The organism is Sphingorhabdus sp., from assembly GCF_040079335.1.
GTDB lineage: Bacteria > Pseudomonadota > Alphaproteobacteria > Sphingomonadales > Sphingomonadaceae > Sphingorhabdus_B.
The window spans coordinates 26,105-48,559 of the sequence record NZ_JBEBKL010000005.1; the positions used below are offsets into that span (position 1 = coordinate 26,105).

The following is a 22,455-nucleotide window of genomic DNA, read 5'->3' on the forward strand; positions in this document are numbered from 1 at the left end:
CCAGTTATTGCCTGCTGCCTATCAATTCGATGCGACGATAATCTTTTCAAGGGGCGTCCAGTTGGTGTTGGTTTCGCCGTCTGCAAATTGAACAGAGCCGACCCGCCAGTAATAGTCGCCATCGGGAAGTTCGGACAGGATAATTTGCTGCTCCGTCAGGCCTGTTTCGTCAACAAAAGCAGGGCCATCGGTGTTGCCTTTGAAAAGCTGGAAATTGTAACGGATGGTTCCCCGTCCTTGGCCGCTCCACTTGAACACCCAGCCTTCGTCCGATGCGCCAGCCGTCCCGCTGACCGAGTTCAGCCGCCGTTTGAACGCATAGGTTGCAGGCAGGCCCTCAAGACCATTTGCCGAAATCGCGCGGGCGCGGAAAAAATAGTTGCCGTCGTCCAGATTTCCGAAATCGGCTGTCTCGCCCGAAACAATCTGTTCGGCAATTTGCTCTTCAAATCCGGCATCTTTGGCAATGTTTACGCGAATAGCCGGTTTCTGGTCAGACAGGGCAAAGCGGACAGAGATATCATTTTGCAGCTTGCCCGCCCCCTCTATGTTCAGCGGAGGCAGCAGGGCTTCGGTGATCGCGCTGCCATCTGCATTGACGGCCAGCCCATTGCCCGCCGGCACGGACAATGTTTCGCCACTCTTCACGCCAACCGCAAGCGCGCCTTCGTCCACTTCGGCAAAGTCGCGATTTGTATTTTCGTCAAATCGCGTCTGGAAATCGGTGCCGCGCACAGCTGAAACGGCGCGCGGGGTTCGCACCTGATACCGGTCATTCGCGGATTTGAGCGGCGCAACTTTCGAGCGGGCGCTGCCGCGATCGACCTGAAAGTCATAGTCCAAAGCGGATTCGAGGATGTAGCGGCGCAGACGAACAATCTTCAGATCGGTATTGGAGGGCACCGAAATGCGCGAGCCGTCTTCGAGCAGCAGCGAGGCAAAGGAGCCGCCTGATGTTTTTACAGCTTGGCCTTCGGCAAGAAGCAGGCCTGATGATGCAGCCTTGGCGGTGCTGCCGTCGATCATCGTGACTTGCCCCTTCACCGAAGAAAGGCGAGCGGTAGATGGCTGGAACTTCAGAAGTGCGCGGGGCAGTTTGAGGGTGGTGCCTACGGGGATCATTCGCGGATCGGCAATCCGGTTCCGCTTCTGGATGATGCGGTAATCTCCGGTGCGTAGCATATATTTTTCGGCAAGCCCGATCAGCGTATCGCCACGGACCACCTTATAGCTGATCGTATCTTCAGCCTTTGCGGGTGCGCACAGGCACATCGCAAGCGAGAATGTTGCGACGGATAAAGCCAGTTTCCCCATGGCGTTACCTTTTCTCGATAGTCTCCAGACGGTACCCGTAGCCGAATACCGTGAAGATGCGAAACCCGTTTTCCGGTTTGAGGTCCAGCTTGGCGCGAACGCGCGAGATATGCATGTCGAGCGTGCGGGTTGCGAGCGCCGCCGTCGTCCGCCAAATTGTTTCCATGATATAGTTACGCGACAAGGTTCGATCGCGGTTGCGGAAGAACATGTCGGCAAGCTCGAATTCCTTGGCTGTCAGGGTTACAACCTTACCTTCGATCGTTACCGTCTGGTCAATGCGATCAAATTCATAGGCACCGTAAACGGCCTTTGATTCAAAGGCGCCGCTACCGGCACTTCGGCGCAACAGAGCATTGATGCGCGCCGAAATTACCACCGGATCTTCCGGTTTGGTGATATAATCGTCCGCACCGGCATTCAGAGCATCGCTAATGTCTTTCTTTGCGGTGCGGTTGGTCATCATGATAACAGGAGGGCGCTCCTGCATCGAAGACTGCATCCAGTTGAGCGTGGCCAGACCATCTTTCTTTGGCATCGTCCAGTCCATGATCACAAGATCATAGGTCTCCCGGACCAATGATTGCGACAGGGCCGCACCGTCCGAAAAAGTTGTGGCAATATGCCCCAATTCTTCGACGAGATTCTTCAGGAAACTGACGACATCACTTTCATCGTCTGCAATAGCAATTCGCATATATCCACCCATCTACCCACGATGGACCGACTATTCTTGAGTTCCGCCGGTCACATCGCCCTTTGGCGGCCAATTAAAGCGGATTTACAAGTTACGCTATACAGGCGGTCGAATAGTTACGACCTTTTACAAAACTTAACCTAGGATATATATACCTAAAGTCAAAGAGTTATGTGATTTCAGGGAAAAATTGGCTGGGGTGGCAGGATTCGAACCTGCGAATGCCGGTACCAAAAACCGGTGCCTTACCACTTGGCGACACCCCAGCAGCCTAAGCCTGACCGGCTCGGGAGAGCGGCCTTATAGCGTTCAAAAACCGCTTGGCAACACGTGCTGTTGCTTAATTGATGCGATCAACCCATCCATAAGGATCGGGTGCGGCGCCGCGCTGAATTTCAACCAGTTTGGCGCGCAATTTTTGCGTGAGTTGGCCAGGGCCGCCGCTGCCGATCGTGAAACTGCCTTGCGATCCATGAACGCTGCCGACTGGTGTTACGACCGCTGCAGTGCCGCACGCAAAGGTCTCGATTAACCGCCCGCTTTCCGCATCGGCGCGCCACTGGTCGATGGCGTAATTCTCTTCGCGGACTTTCAGGCCCTCCTCGTGCGCCAGCTGTATCAGCGAAGCGCGGGTGATGCCTTCGAGGATCGTGCCGTCGGTGGGCGGCGTGATGATGCTGCCATCATCGAATACGAAGAACAGGTTCATGCCACCCAGTTCTTCAACCCAACGATGCTCTGCTGCGTCGAGGAAGACGACTTGGTCGCAGCCCTGAGCAATTGCCTCCTGCTGGGCAATCAGGCTTGCGGCATAATTGCCGCCACATTTGGCCGCACCGGTTCCGCCCGGCGCAGCACGTGTGTAATTCTCCGAAATCCAGATCTTGATCGCCGGCGCGCCGCTCTTGAAATAATTGCCAGCGGCCGAGCAGATGATCATGAACAAATATTCGGACGAGGGTTTGACGCCGAGAAACACTTCGCTCGCGAACATAAAGGGGCGAATGTAGATCGATCCGCCCTCAACCGGCGGGAACCAGGCTTTGTCTGCGTCGATCAGCGCCTTTATCGAATCGATGAACAAGCTTTCGGGTATTTCAGGCATGGCAAGGCGGCGCGCCGACTGGTTAAAGCGCCGCGCATTGGCATCAGGCCGGAACAGCGCTATCGATCCATCGGCAAGGCTATAGGCCTTCAAGCCTTCGAAAATTTCCTGCGCATAATGCAGCACGGCGGTTGCAGGATCGAGCGTCAGCGGGCCGCGCGGGCCTAGCGTCGCGCTGTGCCAGCCCTGACCTTCGCCATATTTGATCGTGACCATATGATCGGTGAAAACTTTACCGAACCCCGGATCGGCAATCAGCCCGTCACGCACATCGTCCGCAACCGGCGAAGGATGCGGCAGGCGTTCGAGTGTCGGAAGGGCAGATTGCGACATGATAAGTTCCATTTTGAAATATAATTACGAAAATCGGGGTATATAGGAAATGCTTGCACTTAGTTATGGGCTGCGTCAAGATACGTCAATATGGCTGTCCCATCTTCTCCCTCGATAGAGACATTCTCACCTGCTGCATCGCCGCTCTTCCTGCGCGAAGATGAAGTGAGGCGCGGTGTCGAGCTTCTTTATTTCGGCTACACCCGCCTGACGCGCTCGGTTGATGAGCTGTTGGTTGATCATGGATTTGGCCGCGCGCACCACCGCGCACTCTATTTCATCGCGCGCCAGCCCGATTTGCCGGTAAATGCATTGCTCAAAATTCTGTCGATTACCAAACAGTCTCTGGGGCGCGTGCTCAATGATCTGTCCGACAAGGCTCTGGTTGAAACCCGCGCGGGGGAACAGGACAGGCGGCAGAAGCTTTTGCGCCTTACCGACGAAGGTGCAGCTTTTGAGGCACAATTGTTCGAAACCTTGCGCGTCGGTTTGTCGGCGGCCTATGCGGCGGCGGGGCAGGAGTCGGTGACGGGCTTTTGGCGCGTGCTTGAAGGCCTGATCCCTGAGGATGAACGGCAGATGGTTATGAAATTGCAGGGCAGGGGGCGGTGATGGACCCGCGTATCGAGCGATTGGAAGCGGTGATCCGCGCGCGTAAGGGTGCCGACCCGGAGTCGAGCTATGTTGCTGCGCTCTTTTCCAAAGGCACGGCCAAGATCGCGCAAAAGGTGGGCGAGGAAGCCACCGAGACGGTGATCGCAGCCTTGCGCGAAGGACCGGAAAAGCTGACCAGTGAAGCGGCGGATCTGTTGTTCCACCTTGCGATACTGCTGGCGGACGCAGGGTTGAGCCTCGACGACATCTTGCAAGAATTGGAGTGCCGCGAAGGCACATCCGGCATTGACGAAAAAGCCAGCAGGAAAGGATGACGCGTGCCCGTTGACGCCACTTTGCCTTATGACGACCAGAATATTTTCGCGAAAATCCTGCGCGGAGAAATTCCCAATCGCACGGTTTATGAAGATGAATGGGCGCTCGCCTTTCATGATATCAATCCGCAGGCGCCAATCCACATTCTAGTGATCCCCAAGGGCACCTATGTCAGCTGGGATGATTTCAGCGGCAAGGCCAGCGAAGCGGAGATTGCCGGATTCATTCGTGCGGTGGGCCATGTCGCGCGGGAACAGGGGCTGGTGGCACCCGGTTACCGGTTGCTCGCCAATGCCGGGATCGACAGCCATCAGGAGGTTCCGCACCTCCATGTCCATCTTTTCGGTGGAAAAGCGCTCGGGCCGATGCTGATGCGCTAAACCAGCGCCGTGTAAAGACTGAGCAGCGCTAGCAGGATGGAGGGATAAAAAGTCAGGCCAAAGCCAAAGGCCCGCCCTGCAGCACCTTTGGAATATCCACGGGTAAAGAAAATCCGTCCGAATACGAAAAGAATTGCTGCTACCAATATCGCATCAGTCCATTTTGGCGGGAGAGTTAGCAATGCGACTATATAGACCAGAGCTGCGATCGTGACCTGTTCGTGGGTGTTCCGCAGGATGGCCTGTAGCAGAATCGATTTTTCGGTGGCAGTCGTCGCAACCGCTGCATTCCGATCAAGAGGCTCAAAAAAGCGCTGATTGGCAACGATCATGATCGCAACCGCCAGACAGCTGGCGAGCAAAGCGGCGATGACTGCCAAAATGCCTTTGCCGTGCAGGACATCACTTATTTCAAACATTGGCTGGTCGATGAGCAAACACGCGGAGAATGCTGCTATCGTAACCATCAGCGCCGCGAATGCGCCGTTACGGATTGCGCGTTGCTCTGAATCAAACACCATAGTCCATTTTACCCCCAAGCTTTTATCGGTTGCACGGGAAATTTTGTTGCGCACAGCCATTTAGGCTCTAATTTCCGCCCCAGAAATATATTTTTGGGGAGAATCTGATGATATTCGACCGGGTCAAACCGCTAGACGCCATTTTGGCGACGGCGGAAAAAAAGTCCCTCCACCGATCACTTGGTGCCTTCCAGCTGACGATGCTCGGCATCGGTGCGATTATCGGCACAGGTATTTTCGTCCTTACCGCTGAAGCTGCGCAAAAGGCTGGTCCCGGCATGATGCTGGCCTTCGTCATTGCCGGTTTTGTCTGTGCGGTCGCTGCGCTTTGCTATTCGGAACTGGCATCGATGGTGCCGGTATCCGGTTCAGCCTACACCTATACTTATGCCGTGATGGGCGAAATGCTCGCCTGGATGGTCGGTTGGGCACTGGTGCTTGAATATGCCGTGGCTGCCGGTGCCGTTTCGGTTGGCTGGTCGGGTTATTTTGTCGGGCTTCTCGACAGTGTTCTTGGCATAGAGCTGCCTTTGTCCCTGACGGCGGGCCCATCGGGCGGCGGTATTATCAATCTGCCTGCGATGTTGATTGCTTTGCTGGTGACAGCCCTTCTTGTCTTGGGAACGACGGAGAGTGCCCGCGTCAACGCAGTCCTTGTTCTGATCAAAGTTGCGGCGCTGACGCTATTTGTCGCGCTGGCAGTGCCGGTCATGCAAGCCGATAATTTTGAGCCCTTTGCTCCTCTCGGCTTTGGCGGTGTTTCGGCTGCGGCGGCGTCGATCTTCTTCGCATATGTCGGCTTCGACGCCGTTTCGACGGCTGCCGAGGAAACGCAGAATCCGCAACGCAATATGCCGATCGGCCTGATCGGCTCACTCGCAATCTGCACCGTTTTCTATATGCTGGTCGCCGCCGGGGTTATCGGAACCGTAGGCGCTCAGCCAATGCTTTCTCCGGAGGGCATTGGACTGGCGCCGGGAAGCGCTGAATTGACTGCAGCCTGTAATGCTATCGGCAACAATGCCGTTGTCTGTTCGAAAGAAGCACTTGCATGGACCATGCGCGAAATCGGATGGGAAAAGGTCGGTGATCTTATCGGTTTAGCAGCCGGTTTGGCGCTGCCTTCGGTTATCCTGATGATGATGTATGGCCAGACCCGCATCTTTTTCGTGATGAGCCGCGATGGCCTTCTCCCCGAGAAGCTGTCGACCGTCCACCCGAAGTTCAAGACGCCGCATATCATTACGATCATCACCGGCGTGTTCGTCGCCATGTTCGCCGCCTTCTTCCCGGTTGGCGCTCTGGCTGACATTTCGAACTCGGGGACGCTGTTTGCCTTTGCGATGGTTTCTATCGCGGTGATGGTATTGCGCCGCACCGATCCGAACCGGGTCCGTCCGTTCCGCACACCGGCCGTCAACATCGTGGCACCAATCTCGATCCTTGGCTGTCTCTACCTGTTCTTCAGCTTGTCGGGTTATACGCTGCTGCTGTTTGTGGCTTGGGCGGCATTGGGGCTGGTGGTCTATTATGCCTATAGCCGCAAGGCGAGCCATGTGGGCCGCGGCCTTGTTGAAGTGCATGAGGACGATCCTGACGCTCCGCCGACGTCGGTGCCGCCGATCAACTGATTGGCGCTAATCGGATAAAGAAAAGGGAGGCTTCGGCCTCCCTTTTTTGCGCTACAAAGGCACGTGCCGTGTCGTTCCCGGGCGGGTAAATAATTGGCCACGCTCTCCAATCAGGATCAGCGTTAGGGCAAACAACCCGCACCCAAGGAAACCAAGCGCAACGGGTGTGACCGCACCGTTGAACTGCTGGCCAATCATAGCCCCGATTAACGCGGCCCATATGGTGCGGACAAAATTCTGGAAGGACGAGGCAGACCCCGCTATCGCACCAAAAGGCTGCATCGCGATCGACGAGAAGTTCGAGCCAACAAACCCGATCATCGCCATGTTGAGCGTGATAAGGGCTAGGAACAGCGGCAAGGACGCAGGCGCAAAGGTCGCCGCCAATGCCTGCGCGATGGCCAACGTGATGAAGGCGAACAGCGCCGTCTGCGAGACACGCCGTGCGCCAAACCGCTCCACGATCCGCGCATTGGTGAAATTGGCACAAGCGATGCCGATTGCGATGATGGCAAAGCCAATCGGGAAGAAATCGGGTGCGGAAAAGGTCCGGTCAAAAATCTGCTGCGAGCTGTTAAGATAGCCGAACAACGCCCCCTGCGATGTGCCCCCCGCCAGCATGTAGCAATTGGCTGAACGGTTGGTGACGACCTGTTTCCATGCTCGGCCCAAGGCACGCGGTTCGATCGGTATCGCATTTTCCGGCGCCAACGTTTCGGGCAGGCGAACAGCGACCCAGCTGAACACAAGCACGGCCATGATCGCAAACAGGACAAAAATTGTACGCCAGCCTGCGAACAGCAGCACGGCAGAGCCCACCAATGGTGCGACGATGGGAACGGCCATGAAGACGAGGAATATGGTCGACATCCGCCGCGCCATTGCATCGCCTTCAAATTGGTCGCGGATGATCGAGGTGACGAGAACGCCCAATGCAGCCCCGCATAGCCCCTGCGCCACGCGCATAGCGATCAGCATTTCAAAACTGGTCGCAAAACTGCACGCCAGCGCACAGAGGATATAGCCGCCGATAGCTATTAGCAGGATCGGACGGCGCCCGAAACGATCGGACAAAGGCCCGTGCACCAACGAACCAGCGCCCATTCCAAGCAGATAGGATGTGATCACATGCTGGATGCTGTTCGCATCGGCAACGCCCAGGCCTGCTGCCATGCGCGGGAAGGCGGGCAGCATGGCATCGATGGCGAGCGCATTGAGCGCCATGATCGCGGCCATCATTACGATCAGTTCGCGGTCGCCGAAGTGCTTCTGTTTTTTGGGAGATTGCATCGGGCGCTTATGCGGAAGCAGACTTGCGAAAACCAGCGCGTTTTCGGGTCGCGGCAAAAGCATTCGAATGTTACTGCAACGTCATGGATCAAGTGACGCCCCTCATGCCGGTATTCAGAGGTTGCCAAGGCCCGGCATGACCGACGAAACGCCGCCGATCCGCAAAATCATCCATGTCGATATGGACGCCTTTTACGCGTCGGTGGAACAGCGTGATAATCCCGACCTTCGAGGCAAGCCCGTGGCGGTTGGCGGATCGTCGAAACGCGGTGTTGTGGCGGCCGCCAGCTATGAGGCGCGGGCATTTGGTGTCAAATCGGCCATGCCGTCAATCGCCGCGCAAAGGCGATGCCCCGATCTGGTCTTCGTCAAACCGCGCTTTGAGGCCTATCGCAGCGTGTCGCGCCAGATTCGCGAGATATTCGCCCGCCATACCGACCTTATCGAACCACTGGCGCTCGATGAGGCCTATCTCGACGTTAGCGAAGACAAGCAAGGCATCGGCTCCGCAGTCAAGATTGCCAAGGCCATTCGTGCCGCCATTCGCGAGGAGACCGGGCTGACAGCGAGTGCCGGGGTCAGCTACAATAAATTCATCGCCAAGCTGGCGAGCGACCAGAACAAGCCCGACGGATTGTGTGTCATCCTGCCCGAACAGGGGGAGGCCTTTGTCGCGACTTTGCCCGTACGCCGATTCCACGGGGTCGGTCCGCGCACGGCGGAAAAGATGCAGCGGCTTGGCATTCATACCGGTGCCGATCTGCGCGCGATGAGCGAGGAATGGTTGCAACGCAATTTTGGTAGCTCGAGCAGCTATTTGTTCAAGGCAGCGCGCGGTATCGATCACCGTCGCGTCAATCCGTCGCGCGAACGCAAGTCGGTCGGCGGCGAGCTGACCTATTTCAACGACAAGCAAAGCAATGAAGAATTGCGCGCAGCGCTTGATGAAATTGTCGATATAGTCTGGCGGCGTATCGAGAGCAGCGGCGTGCAGGGCAGAACCGTAGTGATGAAGGCCCGCTACTCCGATTTCCGGACGCTGACGCGCAGCAAGAGCCTGACCCGCAACGTGGCTGACCGCCCCGAGTTTTCGGCGATCGGCCACGCACTGCTTGATCAGATCTTGCCCGCTGAAATGGGCATCCGCTTGCTGGGGCTAACTTTGGGCGGAATTGACCAAAGCGGCCAAAATGATCGGACTGGCGCTGCTGCAGAACCTCTCGTCGGCGTGCAGCCCAGCTTGCCTTTCGACAATATTGAAAATTGAAGCTTTCATTCACATAATCACAAAAGCGTTATAGCCGGGCAATACAGGGCCGGTGTTTTAGGGCCGGTGTTTTAGGGCCGGTGTTTTAGGGAAGGTGTTATGGCTCGTCCGCAAACGGATATCGAAGCCGGTCGGCAGGAACTGCTCGACATTTGTGAGGAGCTTGTGCGCAAGCGCGGCGGCGTCGATCTCTCGATGACCGAGCTGGCCGCGACTGCCGGCATGTCTCCCGCAAATCTCTATCGCTTTTTTGAAAACAAGGAAGCGCTGCTCGAGGCGGCGGCTGGCCGATGGTTCGCACCCAAGATTGCGATCATGGAAGAAGTGGTGGCTGCCGATCTGCCGTCACGCGAAAAAATGCTCGATTTCTTCGCGCGCCGTTTTGTGTTGATGCGCGATCAGTTCCATGAAGATCCCGACATGTTCAAAAGCTATCTCGAACTGGGCGACCAGCATTTTGAGGTGGTTCGTGGCTATGTCGATCTTGGCGATCATTATCTCTCTGAAATCGTCGTGCAGGCAATGGACGAGGGCTATCTTGCTGACTTGTCGGTCGACGATGCCGTGTCGCTGATCAACCAGATCGTGCAGTGTTACTGCAATCCCGAAGCTTTGCTCTATCTTGACCATAAATTGTCGGAAGAGAAACTGGCTTGCATAATCGATACCATCTTCATTGGCCTGGGCCGCAAATTTGAAGCGAGATCGGGTTCTGGCCAGCCGCATTTCAAGATTGTGACCTGAACCGGGATAAGCGCTTGCGCCGTGCGAAAAGCTCTGGCAAAGGCGCGCTCCTGTTTGGCAGAGTGGGCGATTAGCTCAGCGGTAGAGCACACCCTTCACACGGGTGGGGCCACAAGTTCGATCCTTGTATCGCCCACCATTTCCTGCATTTTCCGATGATTTCAAAAGCCCCAAGGCGCGCGCCATTCGTGGCTTGCCAATCTTAATCGGACGGCTAGACCCTTTCCAAAGGATTTGGGAGGGAGAGAATATATGCAGGTCACCAACGCGGTATTCCCGCCAATGGAGCAAGCGGCTGCCTTTTTTGGCGGTGCAGAGGATGGCGCTTTCGTCATGGTCAACCTGCTCAAATTCAAACCCAAGGCTGAATATGAAGACGGCTCTGACGCCGATTTGACCGGCGCGCAGGCCTATGCCCGCTATGGCGCCGCCGTGCAGGCGTGCCTTGCTTCGGTCGGCGGGCGTCAGGTTTATGCCGGGCCGGTCACAGGCCTGTTGCTTGGCGAAGTCGAGGAGTTGTGGGACATGGTCGCACTCGCCGAATATCCTTCGCTCACCGCGATGCAGCAGATGGTGCAGTCTCCCGAATATCAGGCGATTGAAAAGCACCGCAAAGCCGGGCTCGCGGGCCAGCTCAATATTCGTACCAAGCCTGTCGGGCGTTAAGCGACCAGCGACCGGGCGATTATCACGCCACTGTCGGTGAGTGCATATTCGCTTGCTGGTGGATATCCATCGAGGATGCGACGGTCGACCAATCGGTGCGCGATCAGTGATTTCAGGCTCTGTGTCAAAGCGCGCGGGTTAGACCTTGTCAGCTTGCTAGCGATGGCTGAATAGCGGCGTTCGCCTTCTCCGATGACGTGAATGATCGGGCGACTCCACCGGTTCATGCTGAATGGCGGCAACCCGCTTTGTCGCTCGGCTTGCAGGATGTTCGATGCGCACACTGCAGCAAACTTGCCTGTTTCCGACAACAGATATTCGGGCCTTAGCGGATGGCCATGTCCTGGATTGCGGACGATCCAACCCAGCGAAATCCCGCCTTCCAGCGTTCGCGACAGGCTTTCACGCGATATCCCCATGCGGTGGAGCAGTTCGACGAAACGGGCGCCGTCTGTGCGGGCGATCTCGACCAGCAAATAGGGCAGCCATCGGTGCTGTCCCAGTGCGATCAGCGTTTCGACTGTGTTCGTTGACATGATATTCGTGTAACTATACAAACGAGACCATAGTTGCAAGAAGGAGGAAGCCAATGGCGCTGGATTTTGTGCAGGAGTTGACCGCTTCAATGGGCGCGACCGATCTGGACAGGTCGATTGGCTGGTATGAAAAAATACTCGGTTGCACGCTGATGTACCGCGTCGACGAGATTGGCTGGTGCGAAATGCAAACGCATATGGATGGCGTCCGGATAGGTTTGAGCCAGAACCAGTCTGTGGTGCAGGGCGGTGGTGCCACCAATGTCTGGAGCGTCGCCAATATCGAAGCGGCCAAGGCACATCTTGATGCGCATGATGTGCGTCAGGATGGCGATATCCAGCATATTCCGGGGCTGGTGAAATTGCTGACCTTCTTCGATCCAGACGGCAATGCGATGATGTTTGCGGAATCGCAACAATCATGATCCGCGCGCTCACTCTTGCAACGATGCTGGTCGCGCTTGCGATTCCAGCGACGGCCCATGCGCAAACGACGCCAGCCGAATCTGCTGCCCCTGCGACGCTCGATTGGATGGTCGGCGAATGGAGTGGCAAGGGAAAACTATTTGGCAGAAACAGCGAAGTCGAACTGACCGTAAGGCCTGTCGCTGCTGGCGCTGCCTACAGTCTCGACTACCGTATTTATGTGGCTGCAGATGGCGATGCCACCGAATTGCGTTTCGCCGCACATGGATTCTTTCAGCGCGGCAAGGGTCGCAAATGGCATGGGCGATGGGTCGACAATTTCGGTAATCTGCATGATATTTCCGGGACTCTTGACGCTCAGGCGATGACGACTGTGTGGGGCAGCCCTTCGACCGAGATCGGCAGATCGAGCTATTCCATAGTTGGCGGCCAATTGCAGATCGTCGACTGGGCGCTCGGCAAGGAAGGCAGTTTCAACGAATTCGCCAGATCGAAATTGAACCATAAATAGCCATCGACAGCGGCTTTTCCATTGCTTCTGCCTTCACTACAGTGGCGAGATGGAAAACCCGTTCCTCGACGACGGCCCTGATAGCGGCAACCGGCTGGCTGATGTGACAGGCATAGCCTTGATCTTGCGGCAAGCTGCGCGCGAAGGGCGTTCGGTCAGCTATTCGGAAATGCTGTTAAACCTGGGTTTCCGCTTCACGCGACCAAAGATGCGCGCCTTGTGCAAAACGCTGGATGCGGTCGATCGCGAGGCGATGGCGCGGGGTGAACCGCCGCTTGCGCCGCTCGTCGTTAGAGAGGGGGATCGCCTGCCGGGTCAGGGCTGGTGGGTCTCGAGGCATGATTATCAAGGGCCGTGGGAAGGTTCTGAAGCGCGCGTCTATCTTGCCGAACATCAGAGGAAAGCGTTTGATTACTGGCGCGAACGTTAAGCTTTCGCTTGCCTTGACGCTGCGCATGCGTATCGAAATTGCATGGTGGAGATTCAGGAAAAGCTAGCGTCCGTCATGGATCGCATCGCGGGCGACCATGCCGATATCGAAAATCTGGGTCGGCTTTCCGGTGGCGCCAACATGGAAAGCTGGTCGTTTGATCGTGCGGGGAAGGGCTATGTCCTGCGTCGTGCGCCCTCGGCTGCTTTCATGGAAGGGCGGTCCTTCGGGCATGATGTCGAAGCTGAGTTGGTCCGCACCGCGCATCGCGGCGGCGTACTCGCGCCAGAGGTGGTCGGCGAACTGACCGCGGCCGATGATATGGGCACGGGCTATATCATGTACCGTGTCGAGGCGGAGGTGAACCCGGCGAAGATACTCGCTGACCCACCCGCATCTTTGGTACATGACATTGCCCGCGAACTGGCGCGCATCCATGCGATCAAGCCCACGCCGGATATTCCCATTCCGTATATGGATACCGCAGCCGCGCTGGCGGAGCTTAAGAAGCGCTTCCTGACCAATGGCGGCGATCGACCGGTGGTCGCGCTCGCGCTGCGCTGGTGCGAGGATAATCTGCCGCCACCTGCCGAACCCGTGCTGGTGCATGGCGATTTCCGCATGGGTAATGTGATGGCCGATGCCAATGGCCTGGCCGCGGTGCTCGACTGGGAATTGGCGCATTGGGGCGATGCGCATGAGGATCTGGCCTATGGCTGCATGGCGGTGTGGCGCTTTGGCCATTTCGACAAGCCCGCCTTTGGCGCGAGCGATCTCGACACATATTTCACGGCTTATGAAGCCTCGGGAGGCGGTAAGGTCGATCGTGCCCGCTTCCGTTTCTGGCTGGTCTATCGCACGCTCTGGTGGGCGCTGGGCTGCATGCAGATGGCGGAAATCTGGCGGTTGGGGGCCGACCGTAACCTCGAACGCGCAGTCATTGGCCGCCGCACCAGCGAGAATGAGGTCGACCTGCTCCTCCTGCTAGAGGACGACGCGCCCGAGGCGGAGCGCCAGCCAATAGTCCTACCTGTCGTCGCTCCACCCCGCCGTGCAGGCGAACCATCGTCGGTCGAACTGCTCGAGGCGATCCGTGAATGGGTCGATGTGGGCGTGAAAGCCAAGACCGCTGGCCGTGAAAAATTCATGGCGGCGGTGGCGATGAACGCGCTCGGCATGCTCATTCGCGAAGCCGAAAACCCGGTCGATCCGCACGATGCTGCGCTTTCTGTCGAACTGATGGAGGGCAGGGCATCGCTGGCTACCCCCGGACTGCTGCCCAAACTCCGTGCGACCATGCTGGCCAAGCTTGCCAATGACAGCCCCAAATATGCCTCATTGGCCGCTGCCAAGGCGCGCTGGCTGAAAGGCTGAGATGCAGTCCAGCGCGGGTCAGGCCATCATCTGCGCCGTCCGCCCGCATGGCGAAGTTGGCGCGATTGTACGGTGCATGACCGAGGAACATGGCCTGCTCGCGGGCTATGTGCAGGGTGCGCGCGGTCGTGTGTTGCGACCGGTGCTGATCCCCGGAAATATTGTCAAAGGCGAATGGCGAGCGCGCGTTGCCGGGCAACTCGCGTCGCTGTCGGTCGAACCGGTGCAAAGCCGCGGGCATTTGCTGGGTGAGCCGCTGGCCGCTGCCGCCATCGAATGGGCCTGCACGCTGACGGCGAGCGCGGTTCCCGAAGCCTATCCCTATCCGCGTTTGTTTTCGGCGCTCGATGGTCTGCTTGCTGCGGTCGAGTTGGCGCCTGCAGCGCGTGGCTGGGCCCCCTCGATGGCACGCTATGAGGCGCTGCTGCTGTCTGAGCTTGGCTATGGTGGCGAAGACCTGGTTGCTGGCGAAGGAACGGCTGCAGCGTTGAAGGCAATGGCATCGCAACGCGAGGCGCTCATCGAGCATGTTCTCGGCGAAAAGCGCGCCGATGTGATGGCCGCGCGCGAAAGGCTGGTCGATCGGCTGAAAAGGGCGGTTGCTTAAAAGGGCAAGCGAAGGCTAGGGGCTTCGCAGCCTTTGTTCGGAGTCTTTCATGCTCATTGCCCTGTTCCCCGGAGACGGTATCGGTCCCGAAGTCATCGCCGAAGCGCGCCGTGTGCTTGAGGCTTTGGCGCTACCCGATATGCTTTTCGAAGAGGCACTGGTGGGTGGTGCAGCCTATAAGGCCAGCGGCCATCCGCTCCCGCAAGCCACGCTGGATTTGGCGAAGCGCGCCGATGCGATATTGTTCGGCGCCGTGGGAGATCCCGATTGCGATGCGCTAGAGCGGCATTTGCGGCCCGAGCAGGCCATCCTGGGATTGCGCAAGGAACTGGAGTTATTCGCCAATTTACGCCCTGCCACGCTGTTCCCTGAACTCGCCGATGCCTCTGCGCTGCGCCCCGAAGTGGCCAGCCAGATTGACATGGTGATCGTCCGCGAAACCAATGGCGATGTCTATTTCGGCGAGAAGGGCATGCGCACAACCGCCGATGGCAAGCGTGAAGGCTATGACATCATGTCTTATAACGAAGACGAGGTACGCCGCATCGCGCGCGTCGGCTTTGAAACCGCGATGGCGCGCGGCAAGAAACTCTGCTCGGTCGACAAGGCCAATGTCCTCGAAACCAGCCAGCTCTGGCGCGATGTGGTGATCGAAACGGCGACGGACTATCCCGAGGTCGCGCTGAGCCACATGTATGTCGACAATGCCGCAATGCAGCTCGTGCGTAATCCCGGCCAGTTTGATGTCATCGTTACGGGCAACCTGTTCGGCGATATCCTGTCTGACCAGGCATCGATGTGCGCCGGTTCGATCGGCATGCTGCCCAGCGCCACGCTCAATATCGACCAGAAGGGGCTCTACGAACCCATCCACGGGAGCGCACCTGATATAGCTGGTCAGGGCAAGGCCAACCCATTGGCGACGATCCTGTCGGCGGCGATGATGCTGCGCTATTCGTTGGGGCAACCGGAAGCCGCCGACCGGATTGAAGCAGCAGTCGCGGCAGCACTCGCCGCTGGAGCACGTTCACCCGATTTGGGCGGCAGCCATTCGACCCGCGAAATGGGAGATGCCGTTCTCGCGGCATTGACCTGAAGCCATCTCCAGCCGAAAAGCACCCTGATGAAAAAGACCACTGGCCTGAATCGCGAAATCACCTCCAAATGGCGGCCTGCTACGCAGGCGGTGCGCGGTGGCACATGGCGTAGTGAGCATGGCGAGACGTCGGAGGCGCTCTTCCTGACCTCCGGCTATACTTATGATGATGCTGAAACCGTTGCCGCCCGCTTTGCCGGTGAGCAGCAAGGCATGACCTATAGCCGCCTGCAAAATCCCACTGTCGCGATGGTCGAGGAACGTATCGCGCTTATGGAAGGCGCAGAGGCGTGCCGGATGCAGGCGACCGGCATGGCCGCCATGACCACCGCCTTGCTTTGCCAGTTGAGCCAGGGCGACCATGTGGTTGCCGCTCGCGCCGCCTTTGGATCGTGCCGCTGGCTGACCGATAGTCTGCTGCCGCGCTGGGGCATTACCACCACGACGATCGACGCGCGTGACAATGATGCGTGGAAGGCGGCGATCCAGCCGAACACAAAGGTCTTTTTCTTCGAAACCCCCGCCAACCCGACGATGGATATTGTCGACATGGCCTATGTCTGCGGGTTGGCGAAGGAGCATGGCATTACCTCGGTCGTCGACAATGCTTTTGCCACCAGCGTGTTGCAGCGACCGATGGATTTCGGCGCCGATGTCGTCGCTTATAGCGCTACCAAGCTGATGGACGGGCAGGGCAGGGTGCTGGCAGGCGCGGTCTGCGGCTCGGAAAAGTGGATCAACGACGTGCTTCTGCCTTTCCAGCGCAATACCGGCCCCAATTGTTCGCCCTTCAACGCCTGGGTGGTGCACAAGGGTCTCGAAACGCTCGAACTGCGCGCCATGCGGCAATCTGAAAACGCGCTGGTAGTCGGCCGGTTCCTTGAGGGCCGCGTGCCCAAAATGCTCCATCCGGGCCTCGCCAGCCATCCGCAGCACAATCTGGCGATGGCCCAGATGAAGGCTTGCGGGCCGATTTTCAGCTTTGTGCTCGACGGCGGCCGCAAACAGGCAATGGCACTGCTCAACGCGCTCGAACTGATCGATATCTCGAACAATATCGGCGACAGCCGCAGCCTGTGCTGCCACCCTGCCTCGACCACACATTATAGCGTCTCTGCCGAGCAGCGCGAAATCATGGGGGTTGAAGAAGGCATGCTGCGCATCAATATCGGATTGGAAGATCCTCAGGATTTGATCGACGATCTCGATCAAGCCCTGCTAAAGGTAGGCCTGTGATACTCGACGCGCTCTTTGACGAACATGCGACCACTGACGGGGTAACCGTGCGCGTGGTGACAAATTTTCTGGATGACCAGTCCAGTCCATCGCAAAATCGCTGGTTCTGGTCCTATCATATCCGCATCGAAAACCACCGTGACGATCCGGTGCAGTTGCTTACCCGGCACTGGAAAATCACCGATGGTCATGGCGGCGTGAACCATGTCGATGGCGATGGTGTGGTGGGGGAGCAGCCTTTGCTCAAACCCGGTGGCAGCCATGACTATGTCTCGGGCTGCCCGCTTGCGACACCTTCGGGCATCATGGGGGGGCATTATCGCTTCATCCGCGCCGATGGCTCGACCTTCCTCGTCGAAATTCCGCGCTTCAAACTGGTCGCACCTGCCACCGCACGATGAAGCGCACACACCTTCCCCTAAACGGCCTGCGCGTATTTGACGCGGCAGCAAGGCATCTAAGCTTCACTAAGGCAGCAGATGAACTGGCGGTGACGCCCGCGGCGGTCGGGCAGCAAATACGTGCGCTGGAGGATATGCTCGGCGTCGTCCTTTTCCGCCGCACGCCCAAGGGTCTGGAGTTGACTCCAGAGGCGGACAAAGGCCTAGATGCCCTGCGCGCGGGCTTTTTGCAGTTTGAGGAATCGGTTCGCGCGATGCAATCGGGGCAGACTTCGAATTCGCTGACCATCGCTGCCCCGCGCGATTTTACCGCCAAATGGCTGACCGCAAGGCTCGCCAAATATGGCACGTCGAACCCGGACCTGCAATTTACTCTGATTTCCTCGGACGGCGAAATCGACTTTACCGAAGCCAATCTGGATCTCGCGATACGCCTGACCGAGGGCCCCGGCGAGCATGAGGGGGTGCGGTTGGGGGCTGGTGCATTTGTTCGCGTCGGTGGTCCTGAAGGTGGCGCGACGACGCCGATCAGTTGGCCGGGTTGCCCTGTGGCAGACGGTTCTGCCGCACTTCGGCTGGGTGATGCTGGCCTTGCGATTGATGCGGCGGCGATCGGCCTGGGCGAAGCCGTGGTTCCTTTGCTTCTGGCGGCGTCAGACCTGGATGCCGGACGGATACGCGCGATCGACAATAGCCGCGAACATGCGCTTGCCTATTGGCTCGTCGCACCCCTGCCGCAATGGCGGCAGAAAAAGGTCAAGGCGCTAGTTGAGGCGCTAATCGGTTGAAATTTGGATACTAGCTCAAAGATGTACTTGCAGCTTTTATTTCATCATCGTTATAGCCGCATCGGAGGGGGAGTTCTATGCTGATATGGGGTTCGCAGGGAAAGTCACGACAACTGGGTGATGCGGGGACGCAGCATTGCAATGTCTGTGGCGCGACACGGACTTTTTCATATTTATTGCACTATAAAGTGCGCCATATCTGGTATCTGATACGCTGGTCTTCGGGACGCCAATACCTCAAACTATGTTCGACATGCGGCAATGGATTTCCGGTGGAGCAGGCGGATGTCGATGCGCATAATCTGACGGGAGAGAAGCAAGCCAATCATATCCCGTTTTTTGATCGACTGGGCTGGCTGGTGGCACTGGGCGTCATCGCTCTTTTCGTCATTTTTGCAGGCATCGCCGGAAATGCCGATAAAAAGGAAGAAGCGGAAATGATTTCTGCTCCGAAGGTCGGGGACATTTATACTGTCGATGTAGAGAAGCTGCTCCCGAATGAGGCGCTCGAAAAAGGATCCATTGGCGGTGATTATGGAGCCTTCCGTGTTGCCGAGATTGAAGGTGACAAGGTTGTTCTGGATGCTCCGAAATTGGTGTACAGCCGTGCCAGCGGTGTACGAAAGGATATCTCGGCCGGTGAAACTGAAACAAGCGATTATTATGAAGGGCAAATGGACATCACTGTTAAGCAGTTGACCGACCTTCAAAAGGCCGGCGGCATTTATGATATCGACCGGCGATAGCTGATCCAGACGACATTTTCTATCTGCACAGCCCTTTTCCGACTGGCCGCAACCATCAAAGAAGTTTCGATGCTCAGGCTTACCTTTTTTGTTGCTATGTCGGCATTAGTAGTAGTCCCGTCAGGGGCTGAAGCAAAAAAACCGGCGACTGCCACCTGTGCCCCGCTCGGCAAAAGCAAAGCGCATTTGCAGCAGCTGAAATCAGCGAGCTGGACGATTGCCGACGATGCCGAACGCAATCGCTTTGTGCTGGCGCTGGTCGACTGCAATGGCTCGCCCGATCCCGAATTGCGCGACGGCATCGCTTTTGAGGCGACCCAGCATTATCTGCGCAAAGGACTGGTGAACGAGACCGCATTGGCAGAACTTTCCGCCAAGCTGCAGGCGCAACTTGTCGAGCCAGACAAGTCTGGCTTTCGCCGCCCTTTTGCCGCGCTCAATCTTTCCGAAGTGGCGCGAACCGATCGTATCAAGGCGTGGATGACCGCCGAACAACGCGCGCAACTGGTGAAGGCCTCGGTCGATTATATGCGATCAATCACCGACCATCGCGGTTTTGATAAGGTGGCCGGATACCGCCATGCGGTGGCACATACGGCTGATCTGATTATGCAATTGGCGCTCAATCCGGCGATCGTAAAAAGCGATCTTGTTCGGATGCGGGGCGCCATCGCGTTGCAGGTTGCTCCTGCCGGAACGAGCTACGTCACCGGAGAGCCGGAACGCCTTGCTCGCCCCATCCTGTTCATGGCGCAGCGCGGTGCTTTTACCGAAGTGGAATGGGGCGAATGGCTCGCGCAATTTGCAGGTCCGGGGGCGCTAGGCAGTTGGGATAACGCTTTTCAGTCAGAGGCAGGCCTCGCGCGGCGGCACAATGTGACGGCCTTTCTCTCGGCCCTCTATGTCAATGCACAGGCCAGCGGTGCAGACGCCCTCAAGCCACTCGCTACCGGCGCGATGGAAGCACTGAAAAAGCTGCCCTAGCTGCCGGTAACGCTATCGAGCAGGCGGGTCATCAGGGAGACAAATTGGGCATTGTCGATGTCCTTCGCCGGATTGTTCCAGCTTCCCGAAATCGCATACCAATCGCCTGCCTTGGATTGGGTCAGGAAACTCATCGAGATTACTCCGGGTTCGGAGCCACCCTTATACCCAAGATAACGCCATTTTCCGGCTGCTGCAGGGCCAATGCCGCTGTTCACTGCCATGATATCACGGGTGGTCTGGCTGTTCGACCTGCGGAGATTGTTGAGGAGCAATGCTGTATCCGCTGGCGAGGCGAACCACTCGACGCTGTCAATCGCCACCGGGCCGGAGCCCAAATGGGACATATCAATGGCGGAATAAGACAAAGCCGCCCGTTCGCTGGCGAGAAGTTCGCGTTGGCCAGCCTCGCTCGCCTTTTCAAACCGCTGACGCAGTGCCGGATTGCTTTTGAGCGCAAAGGCCTCAACCGTCGTGAGCATCGGCAAGGCCTTGTCCGGCGCGCTGTGCCCGATTGTTGCCAGCTTGCCTTCCACCGCATCGCGCCCCAGTTCGCGCATTAGTGCATCGGTCGCCGCATTGTCGCTGACAGAGATCATCCATGTTGCCAGCGTTTGCAAGGTCACCGGCGTATCGAGCGGCCAGTTTTGCGTGCCCGCCGAGCTGTGGTTGCGCACGCCCAACGGCACAACATCCGACCAGCGGCGTTGCCCGCCAGCAACCTGGCTGGCCAGTTCGGCAAGAACATAAAGTTTGAAGGTGGAGCCAGTGGCGAATTGCTTGTTGTCGTTCAACGCGTGCAGCGTTGCAACGCCATCGTCCGACAGTTTTTGAACGACAAAACCACTCGTTCCCGAAAGCGCGCCAAAATCTGTTTTGATTTTATCGATGCTGTCGCCTTTGACCGCAAAGCCTTTGGCGAGCAAGCCAGCTACCTTGAAGGGAGGAGATACTTCTGTTGTTATTTCGATAGTTGCAATTGCTTTTTCATATTCAACCTGAAGAGTCGCATTGTTCGACCCACTACGTTGCACCGATTGGACGGACAGCGCCTTGCCATATTGTTGCGTGAAACTGTCGGAGATCGCCTTGATTTGAGCGGGCGGAATAGCGGCAAGGAAGCTGGGGGTGAAAAATGTGTCCAGTTCCATCTGCCCGTTCAATACAGCGATCAATTGCTCGATCCGCGAATCGAAAGGCGTTGCCGGGGTCGAGGTCGCCGCTTTTGTCGGCTGTGCCATAGCTGGCTGGAAGGCCGCTCCAATACCGATCATGACGGCCAGTGTCAGTTTGATTTTCATGGCGCTTCCTTTTCCTCCAGTGCTTCTGTGTTCAAAGCTCGCTCGACATCCACAGGCTGTAGATACAGCGCATCGATCCTGCGCTGCAACCTGCGTGCGGCATTTTTGTTTAGCAGCCAGATTCCGGCGAAAATTGCCGCTGGCAGACCGATGTTCAGCAACGCCGAACCTAGTGTAATGTGATCCCTTTCGATTAATTTTCCGGCAGAAAACAGCGCGAAGCCTGGAATGAATGGTGCAAGATACCATGATCCGACCGATGCAAGCATATCGCGTTCACGAACCAGATTTGCGCGATAATGCTCAACGATGGCTTCGGCGTCGGTTTCTGGCTGTGGTTTTGAAGATCGACGATGCAATTGCCACATCACAAACAAAGCGGCAGCCGCGGTCAGCGCGCTACCGATCTTCAAAATTGGAATCGGCAAGAACCAGATGTAAAAACAGAACACCAGCACGATCACATAGCCCGCAATATATTCGCGCAGATTCCGTTTTCGGACAACGTCGGAAAACTGCGCAGCACGCATATGAACTTCGCCGAGCGACATTGGCTGAAACTGGGAAGAAGAATCCTGCCACACAGTTTTTATCTGGCGGTCGTTCATTGCGCATCTCCGGAGAAAGCAAACTTCCGCGCCAAAAGTGCTTTGAAGCGGCTGATTTTGGTCGCGACGGCTCCGGCGGATACACCGGTGATTTGGGCAATTTCCGTGCCACTTAGGTCCTCAAGATATAGAAGCATGATTTGACGGTCGGGCGGGTGCAACGCATCTATAATCTGGTGAATGGCCGCCTTGGCATTCTGCAAATCGGTCAGACTTTCGGGACAAGGCTGGTTTGATGGCAATTCGTAATCTTCGATATTGCATAGGCGGCTTAGCGCCATACGCTTTTGCCTGAGAATATATGAGGTCCCCCGATTATGGGCGATGCGAAAGACCCAGGTTTTCAGCGAGCAACGGCGATCATAGCTCGCAAAACTCCGCCACAGGGCGATTTGCAGGTCCTGTAACAGGTCAAGCCGCCGTTCGGCATCGGCTTCATAGGCTGCTGCTATACGCCCAAGTGCTTGGCCAAATTGCGCCATCGCCTGTTCGAACAGTTTGTCCTGATCGCCTTGAGTACATGGCATGCCCGT

Annotated in this window: 27 protein-coding genes and 2 tRNA genes; 19 read left to right on the plus strand and 10 right to left on the minus strand. The window is 57.3% G+C overall.

What is annotated here, in order from left to right:
- Nucleotides 1-21 precede the first annotated feature (21 nt).
- From ABL922_RS02855 to ABL922_RS02870, 4 genes are all read right to left on the minus strand, one after another.
- The gene (locus ABL922_RS02855; protein ID WP_349022695.1) at nucleotides 22-1,314 is read right to left on the minus strand and encodes a FecR domain-containing protein; all 1,293 of its coding nucleotides are present in this window, start codon (nucleotides 1,312-1,314) and stop codon (nucleotides 22-24) included.
- A gap of 4 nt (nucleotides 1,315-1,318) precedes the next feature.
- Complete coding sequence (locus ABL922_RS02860) at nucleotides 1,319-2,011, minus strand: response regulator transcription factor (protein ID WP_349022696.1); 693 nt, start codon at nucleotides 2,009-2,011, stop codon at nucleotides 1,319-1,321.
- 191 nt (nucleotides 2,012-2,202) lie between these two features.
- Nucleotides 2,203-2,277: transfer RNA gene (locus tag ABL922_RS02865), tRNA-Gln, on the minus strand.
- A gap of 74 nt (nucleotides 2,278-2,351) precedes the next feature.
- Nucleotides 2,352-3,449 carry a branched-chain amino acid aminotransferase gene (locus ABL922_RS02870; RefSeq protein WP_349022697.1) on the minus strand — a complete coding sequence of 366 codons (1,098 nt, stop codon included), beginning with the start codon at nucleotides 3,447-3,449 and terminating at the stop codon, nucleotides 2,352-2,354.
- 90 nt (nucleotides 3,450-3,539) lie between these two features.
- Here ABL922_RS02870 and ABL922_RS02875 point away from each other — a divergent pair, with 90 nt between their 5' ends.
- From ABL922_RS02875 to ABL922_RS02885, 3 genes are read left to right on the plus strand one after another with little or no spacing between them, the layout of a single operon-like run.
- Complete coding sequence (locus ABL922_RS02875) at nucleotides 3,540-4,061, plus strand: MarR family transcriptional regulator (RefSeq protein WP_349022698.1); 522 nt, start codon at nucleotides 3,540-3,542, stop codon at nucleotides 4,059-4,061.
- A complete protein-coding gene (locus ABL922_RS02880) occupies nucleotides 4,061-4,378 on the plus strand; it encodes a phosphoribosyl-ATP diphosphatase (RefSeq protein ID WP_349022699.1) in 318 nt (105 codons plus the stop codon). Before ABL922_RS02875 ends, ABL922_RS02880 begins: the two co-directional genes overlap by 1 nt.
- Before the next feature lie 3 nt (nucleotides 4,379-4,381).
- Entirely contained in the window at nucleotides 4,382-4,759 is a 378-nt protein-coding gene (locus ABL922_RS02885) for a histidine triad nucleotide-binding protein (protein WP_349022700.1), read from the plus strand.
- Here ABL922_RS02885 and ABL922_RS02890 read toward each other — a convergent pair.
- Entirely contained in the window at nucleotides 4,756-5,280 is a 525-nt protein-coding gene (locus ABL922_RS02890) for an MAPEG family protein (protein ID WP_349022701.1), read from the minus strand. The genes ABL922_RS02885 and ABL922_RS02890 overlap by 4 nt on opposite strands.
- A 107-nt stretch (nucleotides 5,281-5,387) precedes the next feature.
- Here ABL922_RS02890 and ABL922_RS02895 point away from each other — a divergent pair, with 107 nt between their 5' ends.
- Nucleotides 5,388-6,911: an amino acid permease gene (locus tag ABL922_RS02895; protein ID WP_349022702.1), complete on the plus strand. Its 1,524-nt coding sequence runs from the start codon at nucleotides 5,388-5,390 to the stop codon at nucleotides 6,909-6,911.
- A 51-nt stretch (nucleotides 6,912-6,962) separates the two neighbouring features.
- Here the strand turns inward: ABL922_RS02895 and ABL922_RS02900 are convergent, their stop codons facing one another.
- The gene (locus ABL922_RS02900; RefSeq protein WP_349022703.1) at nucleotides 6,963-8,201 is read right to left on the minus strand and encodes a multidrug effflux MFS transporter; all 1,239 of its coding nucleotides are present in this window, start codon (nucleotides 8,199-8,201) and stop codon (nucleotides 6,963-6,965) included.
- Nucleotides 8,202-8,337: 136 nt separating this feature from the next.
- Between ABL922_RS02900 and dinB the strand changes: the two genes are divergently transcribed.
- From dinB to ABL922_RS02920, 4 genes are all read left to right on the plus strand, one after another.
- Nucleotides 8,338-9,468 carry a DNA polymerase IV gene (dinB, locus tag ABL922_RS02905; RefSeq protein WP_349022704.1) on the plus strand — a complete coding sequence of 377 codons (1,131 nt, stop codon included), beginning with the start codon at nucleotides 8,338-8,340 and terminating at the stop codon, nucleotides 9,466-9,468.
- Between the two features lie 99 nt (nucleotides 9,469-9,567).
- A complete protein-coding gene (locus ABL922_RS02910) occupies nucleotides 9,568-10,212 on the plus strand; it encodes a TetR family transcriptional regulator (protein ID WP_349022705.1) in 645 nt (214 codons plus the stop codon).
- A 64-nt stretch (nucleotides 10,213-10,276) separates the two neighbouring features.
- A tRNA-Val gene (locus ABL922_RS02915) sits at nucleotides 10,277-10,351 on the plus strand.
- 113 nt (nucleotides 10,352-10,464) lie between these two features.
- Entirely contained in the window at nucleotides 10,465-10,878 is a 414-nt protein-coding gene (locus tag ABL922_RS02920; protein ID WP_349022706.1) for a DUF1330 domain-containing protein, read from the plus strand.
- On the opposite strand, the gene ABL922_RS02925 is transcribed toward ABL922_RS02920, so the two are convergent.
- Nucleotides 10,875-11,414 (minus strand): winged helix-turn-helix transcriptional regulator, encoded by a 540-nt coding sequence (locus ABL922_RS02925; protein ID WP_349022707.1) that lies wholly within the window; start codon nucleotides 11,412-11,414, stop codon nucleotides 10,875-10,877. The two genes, ABL922_RS02920 and ABL922_RS02925, sit on opposite strands and share 4 nt — an antisense overlap.
- Before the next feature lie 53 nt (nucleotides 11,415-11,467).
- Here ABL922_RS02925 and ABL922_RS02930 point away from each other — a divergent pair, with 53 nt between their 5' ends.
- From ABL922_RS02930 to ABL922_RS02980, 11 genes are all read left to right on the plus strand, one after another.
- Nucleotides 11,468-11,839 carry a VOC family protein gene (locus tag ABL922_RS02930; protein ID WP_349022708.1) on the plus strand — a complete coding sequence of 124 codons (372 nt, stop codon included), beginning with the start codon at nucleotides 11,468-11,470 and terminating at the stop codon, nucleotides 11,837-11,839.
- Nucleotides 11,836-12,351 (plus strand): hypothetical protein, encoded by a 516-nt coding sequence (locus tag ABL922_RS02935; RefSeq protein WP_349022709.1) that lies wholly within the window; start codon nucleotides 11,836-11,838, stop codon nucleotides 12,349-12,351. Before ABL922_RS02930 ends, ABL922_RS02935 begins: the two co-directional genes overlap by 4 nt.
- 49 nt (nucleotides 12,352-12,400) lie before the next feature.
- On the plus strand, nucleotides 12,401-12,781 hold the full coding sequence (locus ABL922_RS02940; protein ID WP_349022710.1) for a ribose-phosphate pyrophosphokinase: 381 nt from the start codon (nucleotides 12,401-12,403) through the stop codon (nucleotides 12,779-12,781).
- Nucleotides 12,782-12,823: 42 nt separating this feature from the next.
- Entirely contained in the window at nucleotides 12,824-14,155 is a 1,332-nt protein-coding gene (locus ABL922_RS02945; RefSeq protein ID WP_349022711.1) for a phosphotransferase, read from the plus strand.
- A 1-nt stretch (nucleotide 14,156) separates the two neighbouring features.
- The gene (locus tag ABL922_RS02950; protein ID WP_349022712.1) at nucleotides 14,157-14,762 is read left to right on the plus strand and encodes a recombination protein O N-terminal domain-containing protein; all 606 of its coding nucleotides are present in this window, start codon (nucleotides 14,157-14,159) and stop codon (nucleotides 14,760-14,762) included.
- 49 nt (nucleotides 14,763-14,811) lie between these two features.
- Nucleotides 14,812-15,858 (plus strand): 3-isopropylmalate dehydrogenase, encoded by a 1,047-nt coding sequence (leuB, locus tag ABL922_RS02955; RefSeq protein ID WP_349022713.1) that lies wholly within the window; start codon nucleotides 14,812-14,814, stop codon nucleotides 15,856-15,858.
- 27 nt (nucleotides 15,859-15,885) lie between these two features.
- Entirely contained in the window at nucleotides 15,886-17,094 is a 1,209-nt protein-coding gene (locus tag ABL922_RS02960; RefSeq protein ID WP_349022714.1) for an aminotransferase class I/II-fold pyridoxal phosphate-dependent enzyme, read from the plus strand.
- A complete protein-coding gene (gene apaG / locus ABL922_RS02965; RefSeq protein ID WP_349022715.1) occupies nucleotides 17,091-17,495 on the plus strand; it encodes a Co2+/Mg2+ efflux protein ApaG in 405 nt (134 codons plus the stop codon). The genes ABL922_RS02960 and apaG overlap by 4 nt, the downstream gene beginning before the upstream one ends.
- Nucleotides 17,492-18,283, plus strand: a complete 792-nt coding sequence (locus tag ABL922_RS02970) for a LysR family transcriptional regulator (protein WP_349022716.1) — start codon at nucleotides 17,492-17,494, stop codon at nucleotides 18,281-18,283. Before apaG ends, ABL922_RS02970 begins: the two co-directional genes overlap by 4 nt.
- Before the next feature lie 77 nt (nucleotides 18,284-18,360).
- Nucleotides 18,361-19,029 carry a hypothetical protein gene (locus ABL922_RS02975; protein WP_349022717.1) on the plus strand — a complete coding sequence of 223 codons (669 nt, stop codon included), beginning with the start codon at nucleotides 18,361-18,363 and terminating at the stop codon, nucleotides 19,027-19,029.
- A gap of 186 nt (nucleotides 19,030-19,215) precedes the next feature.
- The gene (locus tag ABL922_RS02980) at nucleotides 19,216-20,013 is read left to right on the plus strand and encodes a DUF2785 domain-containing protein (RefSeq protein WP_349022718.1); all 798 of its coding nucleotides are present in this window, start codon (nucleotides 19,216-19,218) and stop codon (nucleotides 20,011-20,013) included.
- Here the strand turns inward: ABL922_RS02980 and ABL922_RS02985 are convergent.
- The 3 genes from ABL922_RS02985 to ABL922_RS02995 are packed head-to-tail and all read right to left on the minus strand — an operon-like array spanning nucleotide 20,010 to nucleotide 22,449.
- Complete coding sequence (locus ABL922_RS02985) at nucleotides 20,010-21,314, minus strand: serine hydrolase (RefSeq protein ID WP_349022719.1); 1,305 nt, start codon at nucleotides 21,312-21,314, stop codon at nucleotides 20,010-20,012. The genes ABL922_RS02980 and ABL922_RS02985 overlap by 4 nt on opposite strands.
- Nucleotides 21,311-21,922, minus strand: a complete 612-nt coding sequence (locus tag ABL922_RS02990) for a hypothetical protein (RefSeq protein ID WP_349022720.1) — start codon at nucleotides 21,920-21,922, stop codon at nucleotides 21,311-21,313. Before ABL922_RS02990 ends, ABL922_RS02985 begins: the two co-directional genes overlap by 4 nt.
- On the minus strand, nucleotides 21,919-22,449 hold the full coding sequence (locus ABL922_RS02995) for a sigma-70 family RNA polymerase sigma factor (protein ID WP_349022721.1): 531 nt from the start codon (nucleotides 22,447-22,449) through the stop codon (nucleotides 21,919-21,921). The genes ABL922_RS02990 and ABL922_RS02995 overlap by 4 nt, the downstream gene beginning before the upstream one ends.
- Nucleotides 22,450-22,455: the final 6 nt, after the last annotated feature.